Source organism: Collimonas sp. NPDC087041, assembly GCF_044745265.1.
Lineage (GTDB): Bacteria > Pseudomonadota > Gammaproteobacteria > Burkholderiales > Burkholderiaceae_D > Collimonas.
Genome location: NZ_JBIUZX010000005.1, coordinates 401,801 through 418,966, shown reverse-complemented (window position 1 = coordinate 418,966; position 17,166 = coordinate 401,801). Strand labels below are relative to the sequence as shown.

Sequence of the window (17,166 nt, the reverse complement as noted above, 5' to 3'; positions counted from 1 at the left end):
GGCGAAAACGTACGTCTTTTCTTGCTCATCAAACACCTCTCCTTGGCGAGTATTCTCGCCTAAAATGGTGTCCGGCTTCATTAGACCACTACAAAGATCCATGCGATGAAATCAGAAAACAGATTCGAGATATAGAGGCGAAGCTTGCTACAAAAGAAAGGAAGCTTGTGGATGATCCCTATGATTTATATAAGCGTGCCTATTCTACAAATCCTGGCGGGGATATTGAAGGGAAAGGAACTTATCTCGGCCATGTGGCCAAATCGAGGGCCTTAGAGTAGGCTTGGCTAGGAAAATTGCTGAGGCTAGGGCATTGGGGTGTCTTTGATCTGTTTCAGGATCAACTATCACAGCTATTTTGTGTATTGAAAATTTGAGAGATATGAAATGGACAGTGCGATCATAACGCAAAGTTTTGTGAATGAGGTGCTTCGCCTCCTTCAAAATGAAACGTGTTTTAAGGAAGAATCAATCTCATTTGAAATACAAGATGACTATAAATTTCTTTTAATTAGTATATCGACAGATGACTTTCCAGAAGATGAGTCACTTTCATCTTTTAAAAATGTCGGTCATCTTTTACATCGCTTCATTCCGGGTAGAAGAGGGGACTACTCCTGGATGGTAAATTTTACGAAAAAAGGGAAAGTGGTTAATAGCTATTTTGGTGGTGATTTGGATAACCCCAATTCAGGATTGTAATCCAGGAGATATGACTGCATAAGTGGTAATTGGGGGATGCAAAGCGGGGGGAGGGCACCACTCCGTAGCCAATGTTCAGTCGCAAAGTGCTATTAGAAAATTAAAAACAAAGACTAAAAACACACCGGGGTGCACATGTCCATGACGCTAAACGATGAAGCAATCGAGGAATTGCAGAAAAAATACGATTACTTGATCAACTATGACTCAAGCGATTCGAGTGATCCGATTGGTCCACTTACTTACGTCGACTCCAATGGAGATAATTTGATGCATATCGCGGCTCAGCTTGGAGATGTGGAGACAATCATCTTGTTGGCTGACGCTGGGATGAACATAAATCAAAAAGGGGATATGGGTTCTACTGCCTTGCACTATGCGTATGACGGCAAACACTCGCGTGTGGTTGAGTCTCTGTTGGCTCGTGGTGCTTCGACCGAAATTAAAAATGAATTTGGGAGATTGCCCGGCGAATGAGTAAGCGGGAGTTTTGAGTGTGAGATTCCTGCACTCGGGGGCAGAGCAAGACTGTACCCTGCGGATAGTCGGGCCTGCCAATGGCTGGAGTTCCATTTTCAGCGAAGCAAGTTTGCCGGCACAATAAATTGCCAATCCCGATAAGACGTTTTCCCCGTAAAGTCCGTAAACTCAGGCGCAAAATTGCCGATCTTGATTGGGGGCGCTTCAGATAAACTGAACACCCCAATAATGCCGCCCTGCTCGGGAGATTCGACGACTCCCCATTCATTTTTCCCTGTCATCGGGTCCACATACATTTGTCGCAAATACCGACGTGTCCCAGGATAGCGTGGGTCTTTTAATAAATCATCTAACGAGCGAGGAGCATGCGTCTGTCCGGCTGGGGTTGCATTGCTATACGCAACTAAGGCACTTTGAAATGCGCCGCCGATACGTAGCAGTTCCTCTTCCGCTGCACGCCGTTGCAACAACGATCCGATCTGTAGCGACGCGACCGATGCGATACCCAGAATCGCCACCAGAATCAACACGCCAAGATAGGTAAATCCGGCATGCAGGTGGCGTGGCTTTCGTCTAGACGTGATGCAAGGGGCAGGCATGATCATCTACAAACTGGAGAACGGTTTTCCAGCGTGGTTGTTGCCTGGCGCACTGCTTTTGATGTTGTAGACATTACCCTTGGCAGTGTCGTCCGGCGGCACGATCACCCAGGCGGTGGCGCTTGCCAGGATCGGATCAACCGGTAACGCGCGTAAATACTTTCTTTGTACCAGTTCATTCAGGGACTCTGGATAGCGGCCAGTATCCCCATAGAATTTATCGATGGTGTCACGCGTGAGACGAAGATTTTCTTGCAAGATCGATTCTTTGGCGGTGTCGATGCTTTGGAAATAGCGAGGCAATGCAATCGTCGCCAGCAACGCCACAATGGCCAGTACTACCAATAATTCAATCAGCGTGAAACCGCGTTGCCGTGAATGGTCTTGGCCTGACGATGCGTCGTATTTTCCACGCGACGTTAATGAGAGGGGGGATATCACGCGATCACCATTTTCTGTAAGGGATGCCATTCAAGCCCACTTTCGACGACGTCGAGTACACGTCATAGACATCTTCGCCTTCCTGGGGATCGGTGGCTTCGCTCGCATAGCTGCGCTTTCCCCACGATGCGGCCGGATCATCAGGATTGTCGGTATTCATCGGATCGACAGGAATTCGTCGCAGAAAGAATATATTGGAACGCTTGGGATCGCGCTGGTCAGGTAGCCCGTCCACGAGAATCCCCAAGGTGTTCGGATAGCCGCTAGCGCCGATTCCTTTGGGAATGCGTCCTTCATCGCTGGCCCGCTTATAGGCATCGATACCGCCACGGATTTCCCATAACGCCCGCCGCAGTTCCTGTTCCTGATGACGTTGCATTGCGACCTGAGCAAGAGGGGCGGCGACGCTCGCCAAGACGCCAAGAATCGCCAGCGTGATCAGCAGTTCAATCAGCGTGAAACCGCGTGCGGGCCGCATCTTCATGGCTGCACTTGTATCCGGAATGCCTGTGGCAAGGCGACGCTTACCTGGCTGCCCTTGGCGCCAACCGCTGCCAGAGTCAGTAATTGCACCGGAGAGGTATCCACTGCAGATAGCGCTTTGAAATTGATCGTCGCAATCGTGCCCAGACTGGTAGAGCCGCCATCGCCGGTGCGCGTGCCGGTCATGAGGATCTTGCCGGCGTTGTCGACCTTGCTATTGAATGTGGTTTGCGCGCCGCCTTGTTTTAAAAAATCACCTTCAGTGATGCTCACCACTTGCAATACCTGTTTATCGAAGCCTACCGCCATCGGCAAGCTGGTCACGGGCTGATCCGACTGCATCATCAATTGCACGGCAAACAAGTCACCCGATTTCACTTGCGCCGGCCCTTGCCATTGCAACTGGGTGCCGCTCAAGGCAGCGGCTGGAACACCGCCCGCGTTGACTGCCGCAGGAGTAGCGCCAGGGTTCGTTGGCGTCGCCGATGGGGTATTGAGTACAGGTGTCGTCATACCTGACGTCCCATCGTTCACAGGCGGCGCCATCATGATTGCCGGAGCACTGCCACCACCTTCCGGCCTTACCCGGAAACTAGTGTCGGTCCCCGAGCGAAATTCCGACAGTGCCGTATCCGGCCGTTGAATATTGCGAATCAAATGCGGGGTGATCGACAATACAATTTCCGTCTTTTGCTTGTTGTCGGAAGAAGTGCCGAATAAGCGGCCAAGAATGGGTATCTCGCCGATACCTGGCAGTTTGTTGCCGCCACGCCGGTCCTCGTCATTGATCAAACCTGCCAGGACCTGCGTCTCTCCATCTTTCAGGCTCAGCACGGTGCTGGCGGTACGGGTACCGATCTGGTAAGCGGTGGAGCCACCTTTGGTGGTGATTTGGCTGATGATGTTGCTCACCTCCATGGAAACCTTGATGGCGACATCGTTATCCAGGTAAATGGTGGGCTCAACGTTCAAGGTCAATCCGACATCAACATAATTGATCGATTCCGACACAAAGCCGGTGGAGGTCGCCGTCGTTGTAATATTGGGGACGCGTTGGCCGATCAGAATTTTTGCCTTTTCGTGATTACGCGTGCGGATGCGCGGATTGGCCAGCAAATTGGCGTCGGAGTCGGTCACATTGGCATTGACGACCGCGTTGGGATTGCCAACGCCGATCGTGCCGCTATTTTGATGGCCCAGATCGCGTAACGTGAGCGCGCTGGATGCATCGCCGCTTAGTGACAGCGGTGTCAGCGTCAAACTGCTAGGCCATTGAATACCTAGTTGCTGCAGCCGCGTGCGGGTAACCTCCAGAATCTCGACTTCCAGCATGACTTCCGGTTCCGGCACATCGTGCAGAGCGACTAATTTTTCTGCGAGTTTGATGACCTCCGGTGAATCGCGCATGATCAGCATGTTGAGCTTTTCATCGATCACGATATCGCGTGTCTTGAGGATCGATTTCAGGGTGTTTGCAACCATCTTGGCATCGGCATTGGTCAAGAAAAAGGTTTTGACGACCATCTCTTGATAGTCTTTTTGCTTGGCCGAAGTGTTCGGGTAAATCAGGATCGTGTTGGCGTCCAATACCTGCTGTTCCAGCTGATTGGTGAGCAACATGAAGTGCACGGCGGATTCGATGGTGCTGTTCTTGAGGAAGATCGAGGTCTTTTGATCGGCTTTGACATCTTTGTCGAACAGGAAATTCAAACCGGATGTACGGGCGATCACCTCGAACACCTGTTTTAGGGCCGCGTCCTTGAATTCGATCGAAATCTTCTTTTTGTAGGCGGCAGATAGTGTCGATTCCAGCGGGGGCTTGACCAGCGCTTCCGAGATTGCCTGTCTGAGCGCTAGTGCGCCAGCGTCATCTGGATTTTCATTCAAGATGGTGCGCAGCTTGAATTGCGCTGATTCACCGTCTTTTTTGGCCCAGGCGATTTGCGCCTCTTTGAGCAGGGCGGCATGACGCTGCGACATCGAGAGCTTGCGCAATCCATCCTGCGCCCGTTCACTACCGGCATCGATGGCCAACACCCGTTGATACAATTTTTCTGCCTCGGCGCGTTTGCCGGACACGGCGAAGCGATCTGCTTGGCTCAGATACGTCGATACTGCACGTTCGCGTGTTTGCAGATAGGCGACGCGATATTCAAAATTCTGCGGATCCTGTGCGCTGGCCTCCTGGAACTTGGCTAGTCCTTCTTCGATCTTGTCTTGTGCAATGAATTCCTTGCCGTCACGATAGCTCAGTTGGGCTGCGCAACCGGACAGCAGTAATCCAGTTACGAGACATAGCGCCGCCGAAGCGGATGTGCCGCGCCATGCCGGAGTAGTACGGTATTGTGAACCCGAGGAGCCAGGGAATAAAAAAAACGGACGACCTGCCATCAGTCGAATCCTTCAATAGTAAGTGTTTGAACCTGCTTCAACGGCAGATATGTCAGAGAGAGGACAGGCGGCTTGATCGTATCAACACGATACATGCCGCCAATAGTTTCTTTTTCACGGGCGATCACCGTCTGTTCGCCCTGCGCCAGGTAGATTTCCCAATGACCGCCTTCTAGTTTCTTGCCGATATACGTAAAGGGCAATGCGGGCGCCATTGGTGGCGGTGGAGGCGGCGGTTTCACGGGTGGTAGCACCGGTGGAGGCGGCGTCCAGCTTTGATTGCCAAACAGGGTATTGCTTGTTGCGGTATTGCTGCGATCCAGTAAAGCGCTACGCGGTTGTAATGCCAGAATCAGGCGACGATCGTCATTCTTATCGGTGGATGTCAACGTCGCCGATGCCGTCACGGTATTCGTTGGACGTGCCGGCGGTGCTGTGCGCGCTATGGGTTCTGCAATCGAGCTTGTGGGTGTTTTGTCGCCAAAGGCGACTAAAGCACCGGAGCCGACCAGCCCCGCTAGCATCAGGAGGTGGCGTCGTTTCATGGCGTCACTTCCTGTTTCACGGGTAGCACAACAGGCGTTTCCGATTTGTCTGTCAGATACAAGGTGATGCGCAGCTTGGTGTCCAATTTAGGACTGTTGATCGCATCGCGTTTGAAACTGATTTCATCTAGTGAAGCAAACGGCATGTCCAGCAATAACTGTTCGCAAAACTGGCGTATCGCCGCATAGGATCCCGACAACGGGAACTGCAGCTGATAACTTTGATAACGGCCATCCAGATTCGATGTCATCTTGTAGTCGGCCAGATTCAGTGGCAGGTTTTGATGATTCGCAATAGCGAAGATGGCTTTGATCTGCTGCTCGGCATCCGCAGTCGGCGCCAGGGTCGCATAAAAGGTATCCAGGTGATTTTCTGTGGCGGATTTTGGTGGTGTAGCAGCCACAACTTCTGGAGATGCGAGCGATGTTTGCGCAGTCGCCAACGCAAGCTGCTGAGTTGCAACATCAGTGCGTAATTGCGGGATCACCCACAGCCATCCCATTAGTCCGAGCGTCAACGCGCAGGCGCTGAAAGCGTTCACCAGTCCGATACGCGCAAGTGCAAGACGTAGCCGGCATCCTAGCCGTAATAATTGTGGAGAAATCATGGACGGCCTCCCCACTGGGCCTGGAACTGAAAGCGAAGAGGGTGGTTGACGTCCTTGTCGTTCATCTCGTGGCGATTTAATGCCACCTCTGTGAACAGTTTTTGTTGTTTCAACTGGGCGATATAGTCGACCATGTCATCGCTGTTCTTGGCTTCCGCCAATCCCTTGATCAACTGTCGTTTGGCGTCCGGTTCTAGCGACAGCAAGGCAATCGATGTTGGTGTGGCTCCCTCGATTGCATCGAACAGATCGCGCCACGGCAAATTCAGTTGCCGAACCGCTGTATTGACGGCGGTTGCTTGCGCCTCCGACACTACGATTTTTGGTTGTACAGGCCGCTCGGCGGTGCGTCGATCCATTTGCGCTAATGTGCTCTGTACTTGTTCAGCGAGCAGATGCTGTTGCCGGGTCAGGCGCACCGTCATGACGGTGGCGCCGGCACACAGCATCAGTCCCAGCAAACAGCCTAACCATCTGAGTCTGCCAGAGCGCGCTATCGTGCGCGACAAAGTGCGCGGCGCAAAATCAATCCGAATCGGTTTCATGATCGCCGCACCCCTGTGTGCGCCAGTATCACTTGCGCCGATGGGGCAGGGTGATGCAAGAGAACGGGCTGCGCGCCTAGCCATGTCGTACTCAAGTTGCCGGAGCTGGTCCATTGCGAGGATTGGTATCCGCACAGTTGTAGCGTTGACGGCACTGGAATATGCAGGCGTAGCGCCTCACGCGCAATATGCTCTTGCAACCAACCTTGCCGTTCTTTGTCCCGTACAGGACGTGTTAGCGAGCGCACGGTGCATAAGCGTCCTTGATCGATCGCGGCAAACGTGATGGTGTCGTCCTGCGTCGCGCCAAACCATCCGCCTGTTCGCAATGCTGAGCGCCAGCGGTTCCAGCCAACGACGAATTGCGGTGCAATCTCGATCAGACGCAGCCGACGGGTGGATGCTATCTGTCGCAAGTTGGAGGCGAGTGCGTCGGGAATCGCGCACGCCAAAAATGGCGCATCGATCTGCCAATCGGCTGCCATCTGCCATCCAGCAAGCGATGTGTCGTACAACGTCTGGAAACGTAGCTGCGCCGCCGCCTGACAATCCGACAGGCGCACGGCATTCACCGGCGGTGTCACGGTCCAGAAACGTGCCCAATCGTTCGATAGCACCACCGAGGTCGGCAGGCGCGGACATGGCGCGCTTGCCAGTACCTGGCGGACCTCGTCAATCAATTGTTCCGGCGAGGCCGCGCTATCGGCGGCAAAAGCGTGATCGGCGAGCACGGTGGTGCTTGGCCGGCGTCCTCCCTTGGCGTGAAATATCGCAATGCCCTGGCGCGACAAGCCAATGTGGAGTCGATCGGTGAGCCAATTAAGCATGGAGCGTCACACGTTTGATTTCATCGAGCGTGGTGTCGCCACTGCGCACCAGGGCTAGTGCAGCTTCACGCAAGCTACGCGTGCCGTTGCGGCGTGCCGCTTCCTTGATTTGCCGGATCGGACTTTTCTCAATCACCATTTCGCGTATTTCATCGCTCAGCGTCAATATTTCTGCAATGGCCTTGCGGCCCTTGTAACCGGTGCCGCGACAGTCGCCGCATCCCGCACCTTGTTTGAATTGAAAATCCTTCACTTGCGCGCTGGTCAAATGCACACGCGCCAGCTCGGCTTCCGAGGGTGTGTAGGAAGCGGCACAATGCGGGCAATTCAGGCGGATCAGGCGTTGCGCCCAAATGCCATTCAAGGCCGAGACAAACGCATAAGGATCGATGCCCATATGTGTAAAGCGGCCGAAGACGTCAAAGACGTTATTCGCGTGCACGGTGGTCAATACCAGATGACCGGTCAATGCCGATTGGACGGCGATCTCGGCGGTTTCCTTGTCGCGGATTTCACCGACCATGATTTTGTCGGGATCGTGTCGCAGGATCGATCGCAGCCCTTTGGCAAAGGTCAGTCCCTTCTTTTCGTTGACGGGGATTTGCAGGATCCCCGGTAATTGATATTCAACCGGGTCTTCAATCGTGATGATCTTGTCGCGACCGTTATGGATTTCTGTCAACGCCGCATACAGGGTGGTGGTCTTGCCGGAACCGGTTGGGCCGGTCACCAGCAGCATGCCGTACGCTTCTTCCGCCAGCATACGCAAAGTCACCAAGGACGGTGCATCGAATCCCAGCGCCTCCAAAGTCAGCGCGCCATAGGCTTCTATCATTGCTCGCTTGTCGAGAATACGGATCACCGCATCTTCGCCGTGAATGCTAGGCATGATCGAAATCCGCAAATCGATTTCCCGCCCGGAGGCTTCAACACGGAAGCTGCCATCCTGCGGCACGCGCCGTTCGGCAATATCGAGTTCCGCCAGCACTTTTAAGCGGGAAATGACTTGCTCGGCCACTTCCACATCGTTGAGCGAGGTCGCATGATCCAACACTCCATCGATACGGTATTTGACCGCCAGACCGTTCGCGGTGCTTTCCATATGAATGTCGGACGCGCCGACCTTCAAGGCGTCGTAAAGTGTTGAGTTGACCAATCGGACCGCTGGGCTGGCTACGGCGCTGACCGATGCAAATGACAATGTTGCCGCCGTTTTATTGTCACGTCGGCTATCGTTAGCGGTGGGGACCAGGTTGTCGACCGCCCGAGCTGATTCCTCCTGTTTCGACAGACAAGCTTGTATGTCGGCCTGCAATGCCAGCCGATAGTCGACGTGGCCTTGGGCATGCGCATCGAGCCAGGTTTGTATATCGGTGTCGAAGGGATCGGGGATGACACCGATTAAACTGTTAGCCGAGTCGCGTAGCAACATGCAGCGCCGTTGCATCGCTTTGGACAACGGCAGCAGATCGAATGCCGGCCTCATCGCCAGCATATCGGCCGTCTCGATCATCGGCATATGAAATTGCAGTGCGATGGCAGCTACCAAAGAGCGGGCTTCCATACCGCTCAGCGCCGCCAGTTCTTCAATCAGCGAACGTTGAGAAAGGGCGGCACGCTTGCGCGCATCCTGTAGCAGCGCAACATCGAGGCCTGGCACCGCAGGTAGTGGGACGGCGGCGTTCATGACAAGCTTCCTGCCAAATCGAATATCGGCATATACAGCAGGACCACGATGCCGCCGACAATGATGCCGATGATGGCCATCAGGATCGGCTCGAACGTCCTGGTAAAACGATCAATCCAGCGGCTGATTTCGCCATCGTAGAATGCCGCCGATTGGGTCAGCATTTGCCCCAGCTCGCCGGAGCGTTCACCGACCCGCAGCATACGCAGAGAGATCGGTGTGGTCAGTTGATTGACCTCGAAAGCAGTCGACAGCGAGCCGCCGGACTGGATCGCTTCGCGCGCATGGGATAAACCATTGCGGATCTGTAGTGACACCATCTCGTGCACGGTATTCATGGCGGAGACGATCGGAATACCGCCCTCCAGCAACATGCCTAATGTCAGGTAAAGGCGGGATAGTTCATAGATGCGGGCGCGTTCGCCGATGCCAGGAAGGCGATGCATCAGCTTACTGATGCCACCACGGGCAAGGAAATGGCGTAATGTCAAAAATAACACCGGCAGCGCGATGAGGACAGAGATCACGAGTGTCTGAGTGTGGGTAGCTGCGAACTGCCCCCAATCCAGCAGCAGTTGCGACAGCCATGGCAGCTTGCGTCCAGCGCCTTGATAGACCTCGGCAAAGCGCGGTACTACATAGCCGATCAAAAAGGCCGATACGCCACCGCCGACGACCAATAGAATAAGCGGATAGATGGCCGCGCTGATGATCTTGTTGCGCACACTGTCGATCCGCTGCTGATAGTCGATAAAGCGCGTCAGCGAGCGCGGTAGATCACTGGTGCCTTCGGCCGCTTTGACGATGCCGATATACAGCGGTGGAAACAAGTCGGTTTGTTCTGCCAGCACTGCAGAGAAGCGCTTGCCTTCGCGTAGTCCATTCAACAGGCGGTTCAAGACACCTTGCGTGTTGGTATTGGTTTCCTTTTCCAGTAGAGCGTCCAGGCTTTCGACAATACTCAATCCAGCGGTCAGCAACGCCAGCAATTCCTGGCTGAACAACACCAGCGAGAAGCGGCTGGTGCGGCCGCTGCTTGGCATCAATAAGCGCATGCCTGACGAGCGCAACGGGTTGATCGAGGCCGTAAATAATCCGCGTGCATCAACCTGACGACGCGCATCCGCTTCGTCATTAGCGTCGACAGTGAGTTGCACCATCACATGGTCGGCAGATAAGGCCCGAACGTCATACCGCATAAGTTGCTCGCGAAGGTGAGGAGTGTGCCGAAGGAGGACAGAGTCCGATTAATTGGTGATGTCGGCATTCTCGTCAGTGCCGCCAGGTTGGCCATCTTTGCCGTAGGACATCACCTCGAAATCGCCCTTGCTGCCAGGGGAACGATACAGGTACGCATGTCCCCATGGATCTAGAGGCACGTCTTTTTTAAGATACGGACCGTTCCAATTCGCCGCCGTCGTTGGTTTCACCAATAACGCCGCCAAGCCCTCTTCGGTCGTCGGGTAGCGGCCAACATCAAGTCGGTAAGTGTCGAGCGCCTTGTCAAACGCCTCGATCTGCGCCTTGGCAATCGTTACTTCGGATTTACCCAGCTGCGCAAAATACTTGGGTCCGACGTACGCGGCCAGCAAACCAATGATCACGATCACCACCAGCAGTTCCAGCAGGGTAAAGCCGGTTTTGCGATTCGGGTGATTCATCGATGTGGTGCGATGGGAGCGGTGGGCGTTGTGAGCAAAAGTTGGTTGTGAATTAGTCATTGAGGTAAGGCATTCTGAGCGGCTTGCATGGAAGAGAGGACGGCAGGGACGTACAGCATGGTTTCTTTATATGGCGGAATACGCCGGCCATAGCGGGCGACAGTGCCTTCGCCGGCGTTGTAAGAAGCCAGTGCCAACGCCACATTGCCATGGTGTTGCAACAGTAAATCTTTGAGATAGCGCACACCGGCGTCGAGGTTTTGCGCAATGTCGGTGCGATCGGTGACCCCATAGCGCGAAGCGGTTGCCGGCATCAACTGCATCGGACCAACCGCGCCTTTGCTGGAGACCGCTGCGGGATTGAACCGGGATTCGACATCGATGACGGCACGAATCAGGGCCGCATCGACGGTGTGTCTTTGCGCCATTTCCTGGATCAGTGGCTCAAGGTCCAGAGCTGGTTGTGTAGCGGGGCGTACCTGTTTTCCTGCCGCACGAGCCGGTGTGTCTTTAAAAATTAGCGTAAAGCTTGGATCAAGCGCTTGTGTGGCATAGCGGACTGCGCCATTGGCATCGGTCGACTGGTAGATGTCGGCAGCGTACGCGGAGGCCCAGAACGTCATGCTCAAGCAACTTATTTGGACGATCAGGCACCGGGTGTTGCACATATGAATGGAGTGAATTTTTCTATGGGGAAATCTTGCTTTTCTGCCTCATTTTAATGGAGGAAGGCAACAAATAGGGAGGATATGTAACGGAGTGTTGTTATTTGATTGTTCATGAATGTGCGGTATGGCAATAGTTTGCTTTCCATATTGCAAATATTGCTTGAGCATAATACATTCGCACGGCTGCGTGTGACTTAGTGTGCGATGTGGAAGATTGAGTCCAGAAAACCTGGGCCAGCTCAAAGAATGAGGATCTTGTCCCTAGATCTGCCATAGCTTCTTATTGCGCAAAAGAAAATCGCTCAATAAAAGACCCATGACAGCTCGGCACAGGAGTTGAGTTTCGGGCGCATAAAACGGATGGAAATGACGGAAATGAAAAGTACGAAAGCGCTGTCAAGGCAGTTCGCAACATCACGATATGCTGATGGGGTGGTGCGCACTGGCCATCTAAATAATGCTTCGATGCACTATTTATTAAAGCGGATTTTGATGAGCTTGTGCGTCGCGCTGCTGATGATGATGGCGGTGCATAAATTGGCGCGGGCTGACGCGCCTGTGACAGGCTATGCGGGGCAATACGGTATTGTGTACGCTACACAGCAACAGTCTTGTGATTCCCAGGCAGCTATTAATCAATTTCCTCCTTTCCCCAATACGTGTGTTGTTGGTGGGCCTTGGGGCAATCCTAATTCACAAGGTCAACCTCTTAAGGCATTGATTTACGATGCTAATGGTGTTCTTAGGGGGCTTGGAGAGATAGATCCTGTGACAAGTGCCATTTGCGCTGATGGCAGTGTGCCAAATAGCTCTCGGCCACTTGCACAGCAGTGCGGTACGTCGCCGCCGTTCTATGATCCTTCTTGCAAACCCGAATCTAGCAATCCGAACAGCTGTAAATATAATCCTGGCGCAGCACCAAACGACGAAAATACGGGGCTTGCTTGCAAGCTGGAGCATGGCAACCCGATCAATCATGGCAACGGCAACAAGCGGCAACTGGAATCGGACTATCTAAGTGCGATAGGCAACGGTGTGCAATTGCAGCGCACCTATAACAGCAACAGCACGCGTAACGGTCGTTATGGTGCACGCTGGAGCGGCAACTATGAACGCATGGTCCAGACGAATAGTGCTTATCCCAACAATGCTGGCGTCCAACGCGACGATGGCAAGATTCTGACATTCACCCTAACGGGTGGCGCGTATCACCCGGATGCTGATGTTACCGATAGCCTGACGCGCCAAGCCGACGGTGCAGGTAACACCACCGGCTGGCAATACAGAGTCGCCACAGATCAATCGCTAGAAAACTATGACGCCGCTGGCAAACTGCTGAGTATCACCAGCCGCGAAGGCTGGGTGCAAACGCTGAGTTATTCCGATGCGACCACATCAGCGACGGTCGCGCCGCAACCTGGGCTGTTGTTACGCGTGACCGATCAATTTGGCCGCCAGCTCAATTTCGCGTATGACAACAGCAGCCGTGTGAGCCGGATGACGGACCCGGCCGGCAAGACGGTCGGTTACAGCTACGACAGCAATAACAATCTCACCAGCGTGACCTACCAGGACGGCAAGACACGTACCTACGTCTACAACGAACCGACCTATACCGCCGGTGCGAATTTACCTGCTGCACTGACTGGCATCATCGACGAAAACAATGTGCGCTTTGCCACGTTTAATTACGACAGCAATGGCCGAGGAATTTCGACCGAGCATGCCGGCGGTGTAGAGAAATACAGCATCGGCTACACACAACCCGGTAGCCAAAGTACCGTTACCGATCCGTTGGGGACGGTCCGCACTTACTTATTTCAAACCTTGTTCAACACCATCAAGAGTACCGGTCAAAACCAACCGGGCGGCGCCGGTTGCGGTGCCGCGTCGTCGGCCGTCACCTATGACGCCAACGGCAACGTCGCAACGCGCACGGACTTCAATGGTACTGTCACCACTTACGGCTACGATCTGACGCGCAACCTGGAAACGAGCCGAGTGGAAGCATCCGGCACGTCGCAGGCCAGAACGATCACAACGGCCTGGCATGCCACCTACAGCTTGCCATTGCAGATCGCTGAACCGAAACTGTTGACCACCTATGTCTACGACAACTCCGGCAATCTGCTGAGCAAGACGGTGCAGGCCACCAGCGATGCGACAGGGGCGCAAGGCTTGTCACACGCGTTGGTCGGCACAGCGCGCACCTGGAGCTACACCTACAACAACGTCGGCCAGGTCTTGACCGCCACTGGTCCAAGAACCGATGTGGCCGACAAGACCACATATACCTACGACAGCAGCGGCAACCTGAGCACGATCACCAACGCCCTTGGTCAAGTGACGACCCTCTCGAACTACGACGCCAACGGCCGAGTCGGATTGATCACCGATGCCAATGGTGCTACGACGGCCTTGACCTACAGTCCACGCGGCTGGCTGACCGGCAAGACGGTGACCTGTGGCGGTACGGTAGAAACCACTACCTATGGTTACGACGGCGTCGGCCAGCTGACCCTCGTCACGCTGCCCAATACCTCGACGGTTAGCTACACCTACGACCCGGCCCATCGTCTGAGCAATATCGCCGACAATCTTGGCAATAGCATCGCCTATACCCTGGACAACATGGGTAATCGGATCAGTGAGCAAGTCAAAGATCCGAGTGGCGTCTTGGCACGTCAGACCACTCGTGTTGTGGATACCCTAAATCGGTTGCAGCAAGCCACTGGAGCAATGCAATGAATTGGGATGCGATAAATGGAGATGGCCGTACGCGATTAGCGAGGACCTGTTTTCATTTTATTTGTGATTTCTTATTCCACAGCTTTTTGTATTGTTCTCTGTAGAAATATAAAGTGTGATGCGGGGCAGTGAAATATCAAGTCAATGAAAAAGTCGAGAGCCTGGTGCCATGGTGTTGCTGGTGATGAGCGAATAAAAGGGATGGTCATGACGGAAGTAAAAAAACAAATATGCTGAAACAACCATTTATCAGTATGACGAGTTTTGTGGCGGCGGTTAAGGATAATCTCAGCCTGGATCATTTGGCGGGTACGAGCCATCGTTTAAATCAAATTTTTGTTAGTGCCCTAACCACACTGGTTCTGATGGGTGTAGACGCTCTGCGCAAAATTAATCGACCTAAGTGGTTTATTCAGTGTCATTTCCATGTGCCTCAGCAAGATAGCGCATCTATCACCACATATGCCGGACACGTTTCGGCTTCTATTTTCATCAGCATTTTTGCCAAGCGTTTTCTGATCTGTGCCTTGCTGGCGTTCTCATCTGTTGCTGCTCGCGCGGATACTCTGTATCAGTGGTACTGGCTTTGGAGCGCTCCTCACTATTCGACCGGGGATGCGGCATGTGCGGCTTTAGGGGTTCAAATCCCAGTGGGCGTGCAACCATGGTCTCTTGGTCCGGTGGGTACTTTTGGTACCACCACCACTGGCTACAATTGTCAGGATATGACCGGAGAGTTATTTGGTTATGTCGTTCGTTATGTTGACACCAACAATCCCTGTCCTGATCCGTCTTTTACGTTTGCAGGTGCGTGTCACCCGCCTTGCCCATCTGATCAAGCACACAGGCCAGGCAGCGTTGATGCGTGCGAAGCTATCGATCCGTCTTGCAAGGCGGAAGCAAGCAATTCAAACAGTTGTAATTACAATCCTGGCGTAGTACCACATGACAAAGGTATCGGTAGTTCATCCTGCCGCTCTGGACCGATCGAACACGGTAACCCGATCAACCACGGCAATGGTAACAAACGACAATTAGAATCGGATTATTTGAGTGTTTTGGACCACGGTCTGCAATTGCAGCGTACCTATAACGGTAACAGCACACGTAATGGTCGTTATGGTGCACGCTGGAGCAGTACCTATGAACGGATGATTCAAACAAACAGCGCCTTCCCCAACAAGGCGGGCGTCCAACGCGATGATGGAAAAATTCTGACATTCACCATAGACGGCGTGTATCGCCCAGATGTCGATGTAAGCGACAGCCTGACGCGCCAAGCCAACGATATAGGCAACACTATTGGCTGGCAATACCGGGTCGCCGCGGATCAATCGCTTGAAAACTATGACGCTGTCGGAAAACTGCTTAGCATTACTAGTCGTGAGGGTTGGGTGCAAACGTTGATTTATTCCGATGCGAGTACGCCAGCGACGGTCGCACCGCAGTCAGGATTACTATTGCGCGTCACCGATCAGTTTGGCCGCCAGCTCAATTTCACGTATGACAGCAGTAGCCGGGTGAGTCAGATGACGGACCCGACTGGTCGGACGGTCGGTTACAGTTACGACAGTAATAACAATCTGGCCAGCGTGACTTACCAGGACGGCAAGACCCGCACCTATGCCTATAACGAACCGGCATATACAGCTGGAGCCAATCTGCCCACGGCGCTGACCGGCATCATCGACGAAAACAATGTGCGCTTTGCGACCTTCAACTACGACAGTAGTGGTCGAGGCGTTTCGACCGAGCATGCCGGCGGTGTCGAGAAATACAGTATCGGCTATACGCAACCAGGCAGTCAAAGCACTGTGACTGATCCATTAGGTACCGTCCGCACCTACGCATTTCAAACCTTGCTCAACACGATCAAGAACACCGGCCAAAACCAACCCGGCGGCGCCGGCTGCAGTGCAGCGTCGTCGGCCGTCACGTATGACGCCAACGGCAACGTCGCCAGTCGCACTGATTTCAATGGCGCTATCACCACGTATAGCTACGACTTGACGCGCAATCTGGAAACTAGCCGCGTAGAGGCATCCGGCGCACCAAAGGCCCGAACGATCACAACAGCCTGGCATGCCACGTATAGTTTGCCATTACGGATCGCCGAGCCGAAGCTGTTGACGACGTATGTCTACGACACCTCCGGCAATCTGCTGAGCAAGACAGTGCAAGCCACCAGCGATATCACCGGTGCCCAAGGTTTGTCGCCAACGTTGGTGGGGACCCCGCGCACCTGGAGCTACACGTATAACACCGTCGGTCAAGTGCTGACTGCCATCGGTCCCAGAACCGATGTGGCAGATACCACTACCTATACCTACGACACCTTCGGCAACCTGAGCACGATCACCAACGCCGTTGGCCAGGTCACGACCCTGTCGAATTACGACGCCAACGGTAGGGTGGGACTGATCACCGACACCAACGGCACCACGACGGCATTGACCTACAGTCCACGCGGCTGGCTGACCGGCAAGACCGTCACAGCCAATGGCACGGTGCAAACCACCAGCTATAGCTACGACGGCGTCGGCCAGTTGATCCAGGCCACGCTGCCGGATACCTCAACGATCAACTACACCTACGATCCAGCTCACCGTTTAACCAACATCGCCGACAGCCTCGGCAACAGCATCACTTATACCCTGGACAACATGGGCAACCGGATCGGTGAGCAAGTGACGGATCCGAGCGGCGCCTTGGCACGTCAGACCAGTCGTGTCGTAGATGCCTTAAATCGATTACAACAAATCACGGGAGCAGTGCAATGAG

At 53.8% G+C, this 17,166-nt stretch carries 17 protein-coding genes; 5 read left to right on the top strand and 12 right to left on the bottom strand.

The window, feature by feature from the left end:
- The 3 genes from ACIPF8_RS12405 to ACIPF8_RS12395 form a co-directional block, all read left to right on the top strand.
- A partial coding sequence (locus ACIPF8_RS12405; RefSeq protein ID WP_400421292.1) for a hypothetical protein occupies positions 1-281 on the top strand: 281 nt, incomplete at its 5' end.
- A 106-nt stretch (positions 282-387) separates the two neighbouring features.
- Positions 388-702 carry a hypothetical protein gene (locus ACIPF8_RS12400; RefSeq protein WP_400421290.1) on the top strand — a complete coding sequence of 105 codons (315 nt, stop codon included), beginning with the start codon at positions 388-390 and terminating at the stop codon, positions 700-702.
- 135 nt (positions 703-837) lie between these two features.
- Positions 838-1,179 (top strand): ankyrin repeat domain-containing protein, encoded by a 342-nt coding sequence (locus ACIPF8_RS12395; protein WP_400421288.1) that lies wholly within the window; start codon positions 838-840, stop codon positions 1,177-1,179.
- A gap of 98 nt (positions 1,180-1,277) precedes the next feature.
- On the opposite strand, the gene ACIPF8_RS12390 is transcribed toward ACIPF8_RS12395, so the two are convergent.
- The 12 genes from ACIPF8_RS12390 to ACIPF8_RS12335 form a co-directional block, all read right to left on the bottom strand.
- Entirely contained in the window at positions 1,278-1,787 is a 510-nt protein-coding gene (locus tag ACIPF8_RS12390) for a type II secretion system protein (protein ID WP_400421286.1), read from the bottom strand.
- On the bottom strand, positions 1,788-2,222 hold the full coding sequence (locus tag ACIPF8_RS12385; protein ID WP_400421284.1) for a type II secretion system protein: 435 nt from the start codon (positions 2,220-2,222) through the stop codon (positions 1,788-1,790).
- Between the two features lie 4 nt (positions 2,223-2,226).
- Positions 2,227-2,706 (bottom strand): type II secretion system protein, encoded by a 480-nt coding sequence (locus ACIPF8_RS12380; RefSeq protein WP_400421282.1) that lies wholly within the window; start codon positions 2,704-2,706, stop codon positions 2,227-2,229.
- Positions 2,703-5,096 carry a cohesin domain-containing protein gene (locus ACIPF8_RS12375; RefSeq protein ID WP_400421280.1) on the bottom strand — a complete coding sequence of 798 codons (2,394 nt, stop codon included), beginning with the start codon at positions 5,094-5,096 and terminating at the stop codon, positions 2,703-2,705. The genes ACIPF8_RS12380 and ACIPF8_RS12375 overlap by 4 nt, the downstream gene beginning before the upstream one ends.
- A complete protein-coding gene (locus tag ACIPF8_RS12370) occupies positions 5,096-5,641 on the bottom strand; it encodes a hypothetical protein (RefSeq protein ID WP_400421278.1) in 546 nt (181 codons plus the stop codon). The genes ACIPF8_RS12375 and ACIPF8_RS12370 overlap by 1 nt, the downstream gene beginning before the upstream one ends.
- Positions 5,638-6,249, bottom strand: coding sequence for a hypothetical protein (locus ACIPF8_RS12365; RefSeq protein ID WP_400421276.1), 612 nt, complete (start codon positions 6,247-6,249; stop codon positions 5,638-5,640). The genes ACIPF8_RS12370 and ACIPF8_RS12365 overlap by 4 nt, the downstream gene beginning before the upstream one ends.
- Positions 6,246-6,710 (bottom strand): PilN domain-containing protein, encoded by a 465-nt coding sequence (locus ACIPF8_RS12360; protein WP_400421274.1) that lies wholly within the window; start codon positions 6,708-6,710, stop codon positions 6,246-6,248. Before ACIPF8_RS12360 ends, ACIPF8_RS12365 begins: the two co-directional genes overlap by 4 nt.
- A gap of 80 nt (positions 6,711-6,790) precedes the next feature.
- Complete coding sequence (locus tag ACIPF8_RS12355; protein WP_400421272.1) at positions 6,791-7,621, bottom strand: hypothetical protein; 831 nt, start codon at positions 7,619-7,621, stop codon at positions 6,791-6,793.
- Positions 7,614-9,308: a GspE/PulE family protein gene (locus ACIPF8_RS12350; protein ID WP_400421270.1), complete on the bottom strand. Its 1,695-nt coding sequence runs from the start codon at positions 9,306-9,308 to the stop codon at positions 7,614-7,616. The genes ACIPF8_RS12355 and ACIPF8_RS12350 overlap by 8 nt, the downstream gene beginning before the upstream one ends.
- Positions 9,305-10,507 (bottom strand): type II secretion system F family protein, encoded by a 1,203-nt coding sequence (locus tag ACIPF8_RS12345; protein ID WP_400421268.1) that lies wholly within the window; start codon positions 10,505-10,507, stop codon positions 9,305-9,307. Before ACIPF8_RS12345 ends, ACIPF8_RS12350 begins: the two co-directional genes overlap by 4 nt.
- A gap of 48 nt (positions 10,508-10,555) precedes the next feature.
- Positions 10,556-10,969: a type II secretion system major pseudopilin GspG gene (gene gspG, locus ACIPF8_RS12340; protein ID WP_400421266.1), complete on the bottom strand. Its 414-nt coding sequence runs from the start codon at positions 10,967-10,969 to the stop codon at positions 10,556-10,558.
- Between the two features lie 56 nt (positions 10,970-11,025).
- On the bottom strand, positions 11,026-11,592 hold the full coding sequence (locus ACIPF8_RS12335) for a lytic transglycosylase domain-containing protein (RefSeq protein WP_400421324.1): 567 nt from the start codon (positions 11,590-11,592) through the stop codon (positions 11,026-11,028).
- A gap of 405 nt (positions 11,593-11,997) precedes the next feature.
- On the opposite strand from ACIPF8_RS12335, the gene ACIPF8_RS12330 reads away from it, so the two are divergent.
- Complete coding sequence (locus ACIPF8_RS12330) at positions 11,998-14,385, top strand: DUF6531 domain-containing protein (protein ID WP_400421264.1); 2,388 nt, start codon at positions 11,998-12,000, stop codon at positions 14,383-14,385.
- A 230-nt stretch (positions 14,386-14,615) separates the two neighbouring features.
- On the top strand, positions 14,616-17,165 hold the full coding sequence (locus tag ACIPF8_RS12325; RefSeq protein WP_400421262.1) for a DUF6531 domain-containing protein: 2,550 nt from the start codon (positions 14,616-14,618) through the stop codon (positions 17,163-17,165).
- The last annotated feature ends 1 nt before the right edge of the window (position 17,166 follow it).

Coding starts and splice junctions, on each gene's coding strand:
- ACIPF8_RS12400 (WP_400421290.1), top strand. CDS start 388: ATGGACAGTGCGATCATAACGCAAAGTTTTGTGAATGAGGTGCTTCGC.
- ACIPF8_RS12395 (WP_400421288.1), top strand. CDS start 838: ATGTCCATGACGCTAAACGATGAAGCAATCGAGGAATTGCAGAAAAAA.
- ACIPF8_RS12390 (WP_400421286.1), bottom strand. CDS start 1,787: ATGATCATGCCTGCCCCTTGCATCACGTCTAGACGAAAGCCACGCCAC.
- ACIPF8_RS12380 (WP_400421282.1), bottom strand. CDS start 2,706: ATGAAGATGCGGCCCGCACGCGGTTTCACGCTGATTGAACTGCTGATC.
- ACIPF8_RS12375 (WP_400421280.1), bottom strand. CDS start 5,096: ATGGCAGGTCGTCCGTTTTTTTTATTCCCTGGCTCCTCGGGTTCACAA.
- ACIPF8_RS12370 (WP_400421278.1), bottom strand. CDS start 5,641: ATGAAACGACGCCACCTCCTGATGCTAGCGGGGCTGGTCGGCTCCGGT.
- ACIPF8_RS12365 (WP_400421276.1), bottom strand. CDS start 6,249: ATGATTTCTCCACAATTATTACGGCTAGGATGCCGGCTACGTCTTGCA.
- ACIPF8_RS12355 (WP_400421272.1), bottom strand. CDS start 7,621: ATGCTTAATTGGCTCACCGATCGACTCCACATTGGCTTGTCGCGCCAG.
- ACIPF8_RS12350 (WP_400421270.1), bottom strand. CDS start 9,308: ATGAACGCCGCCGTCCCACTACCTGCGGTGCCAGGCCTCGATGTTGCG.
- ACIPF8_RS12345 (WP_400421268.1), bottom strand. CDS start 10,507: ATGCGGTATGACGTTCGGGCCTTATCTGCCGACCATGTGATGGTGCAA.
- gspG (WP_400421266.1), bottom strand. CDS start 10,969: ATGAATCACCCGAATCGCAAAACCGGCTTTACCCTGCTGGAACTGCTG.
- ACIPF8_RS12335 (WP_400421324.1), bottom strand. CDS start 11,592: ATGACGTTCTGGGCCTCCGCGTACGCTGCCGACATCTACCAGTCGACC.
- ACIPF8_RS12330 (WP_400421264.1), top strand. CDS start 11,998: ATGGAAATGACGGAAATGAAAAGTACGAAAGCGCTGTCAAGGCAGTTC.
- ACIPF8_RS12325 (WP_400421262.1), top strand. CDS start 14,616: ATGCTGAAACAACCATTTATCAGTATGACGAGTTTTGTGGCGGCGGTT.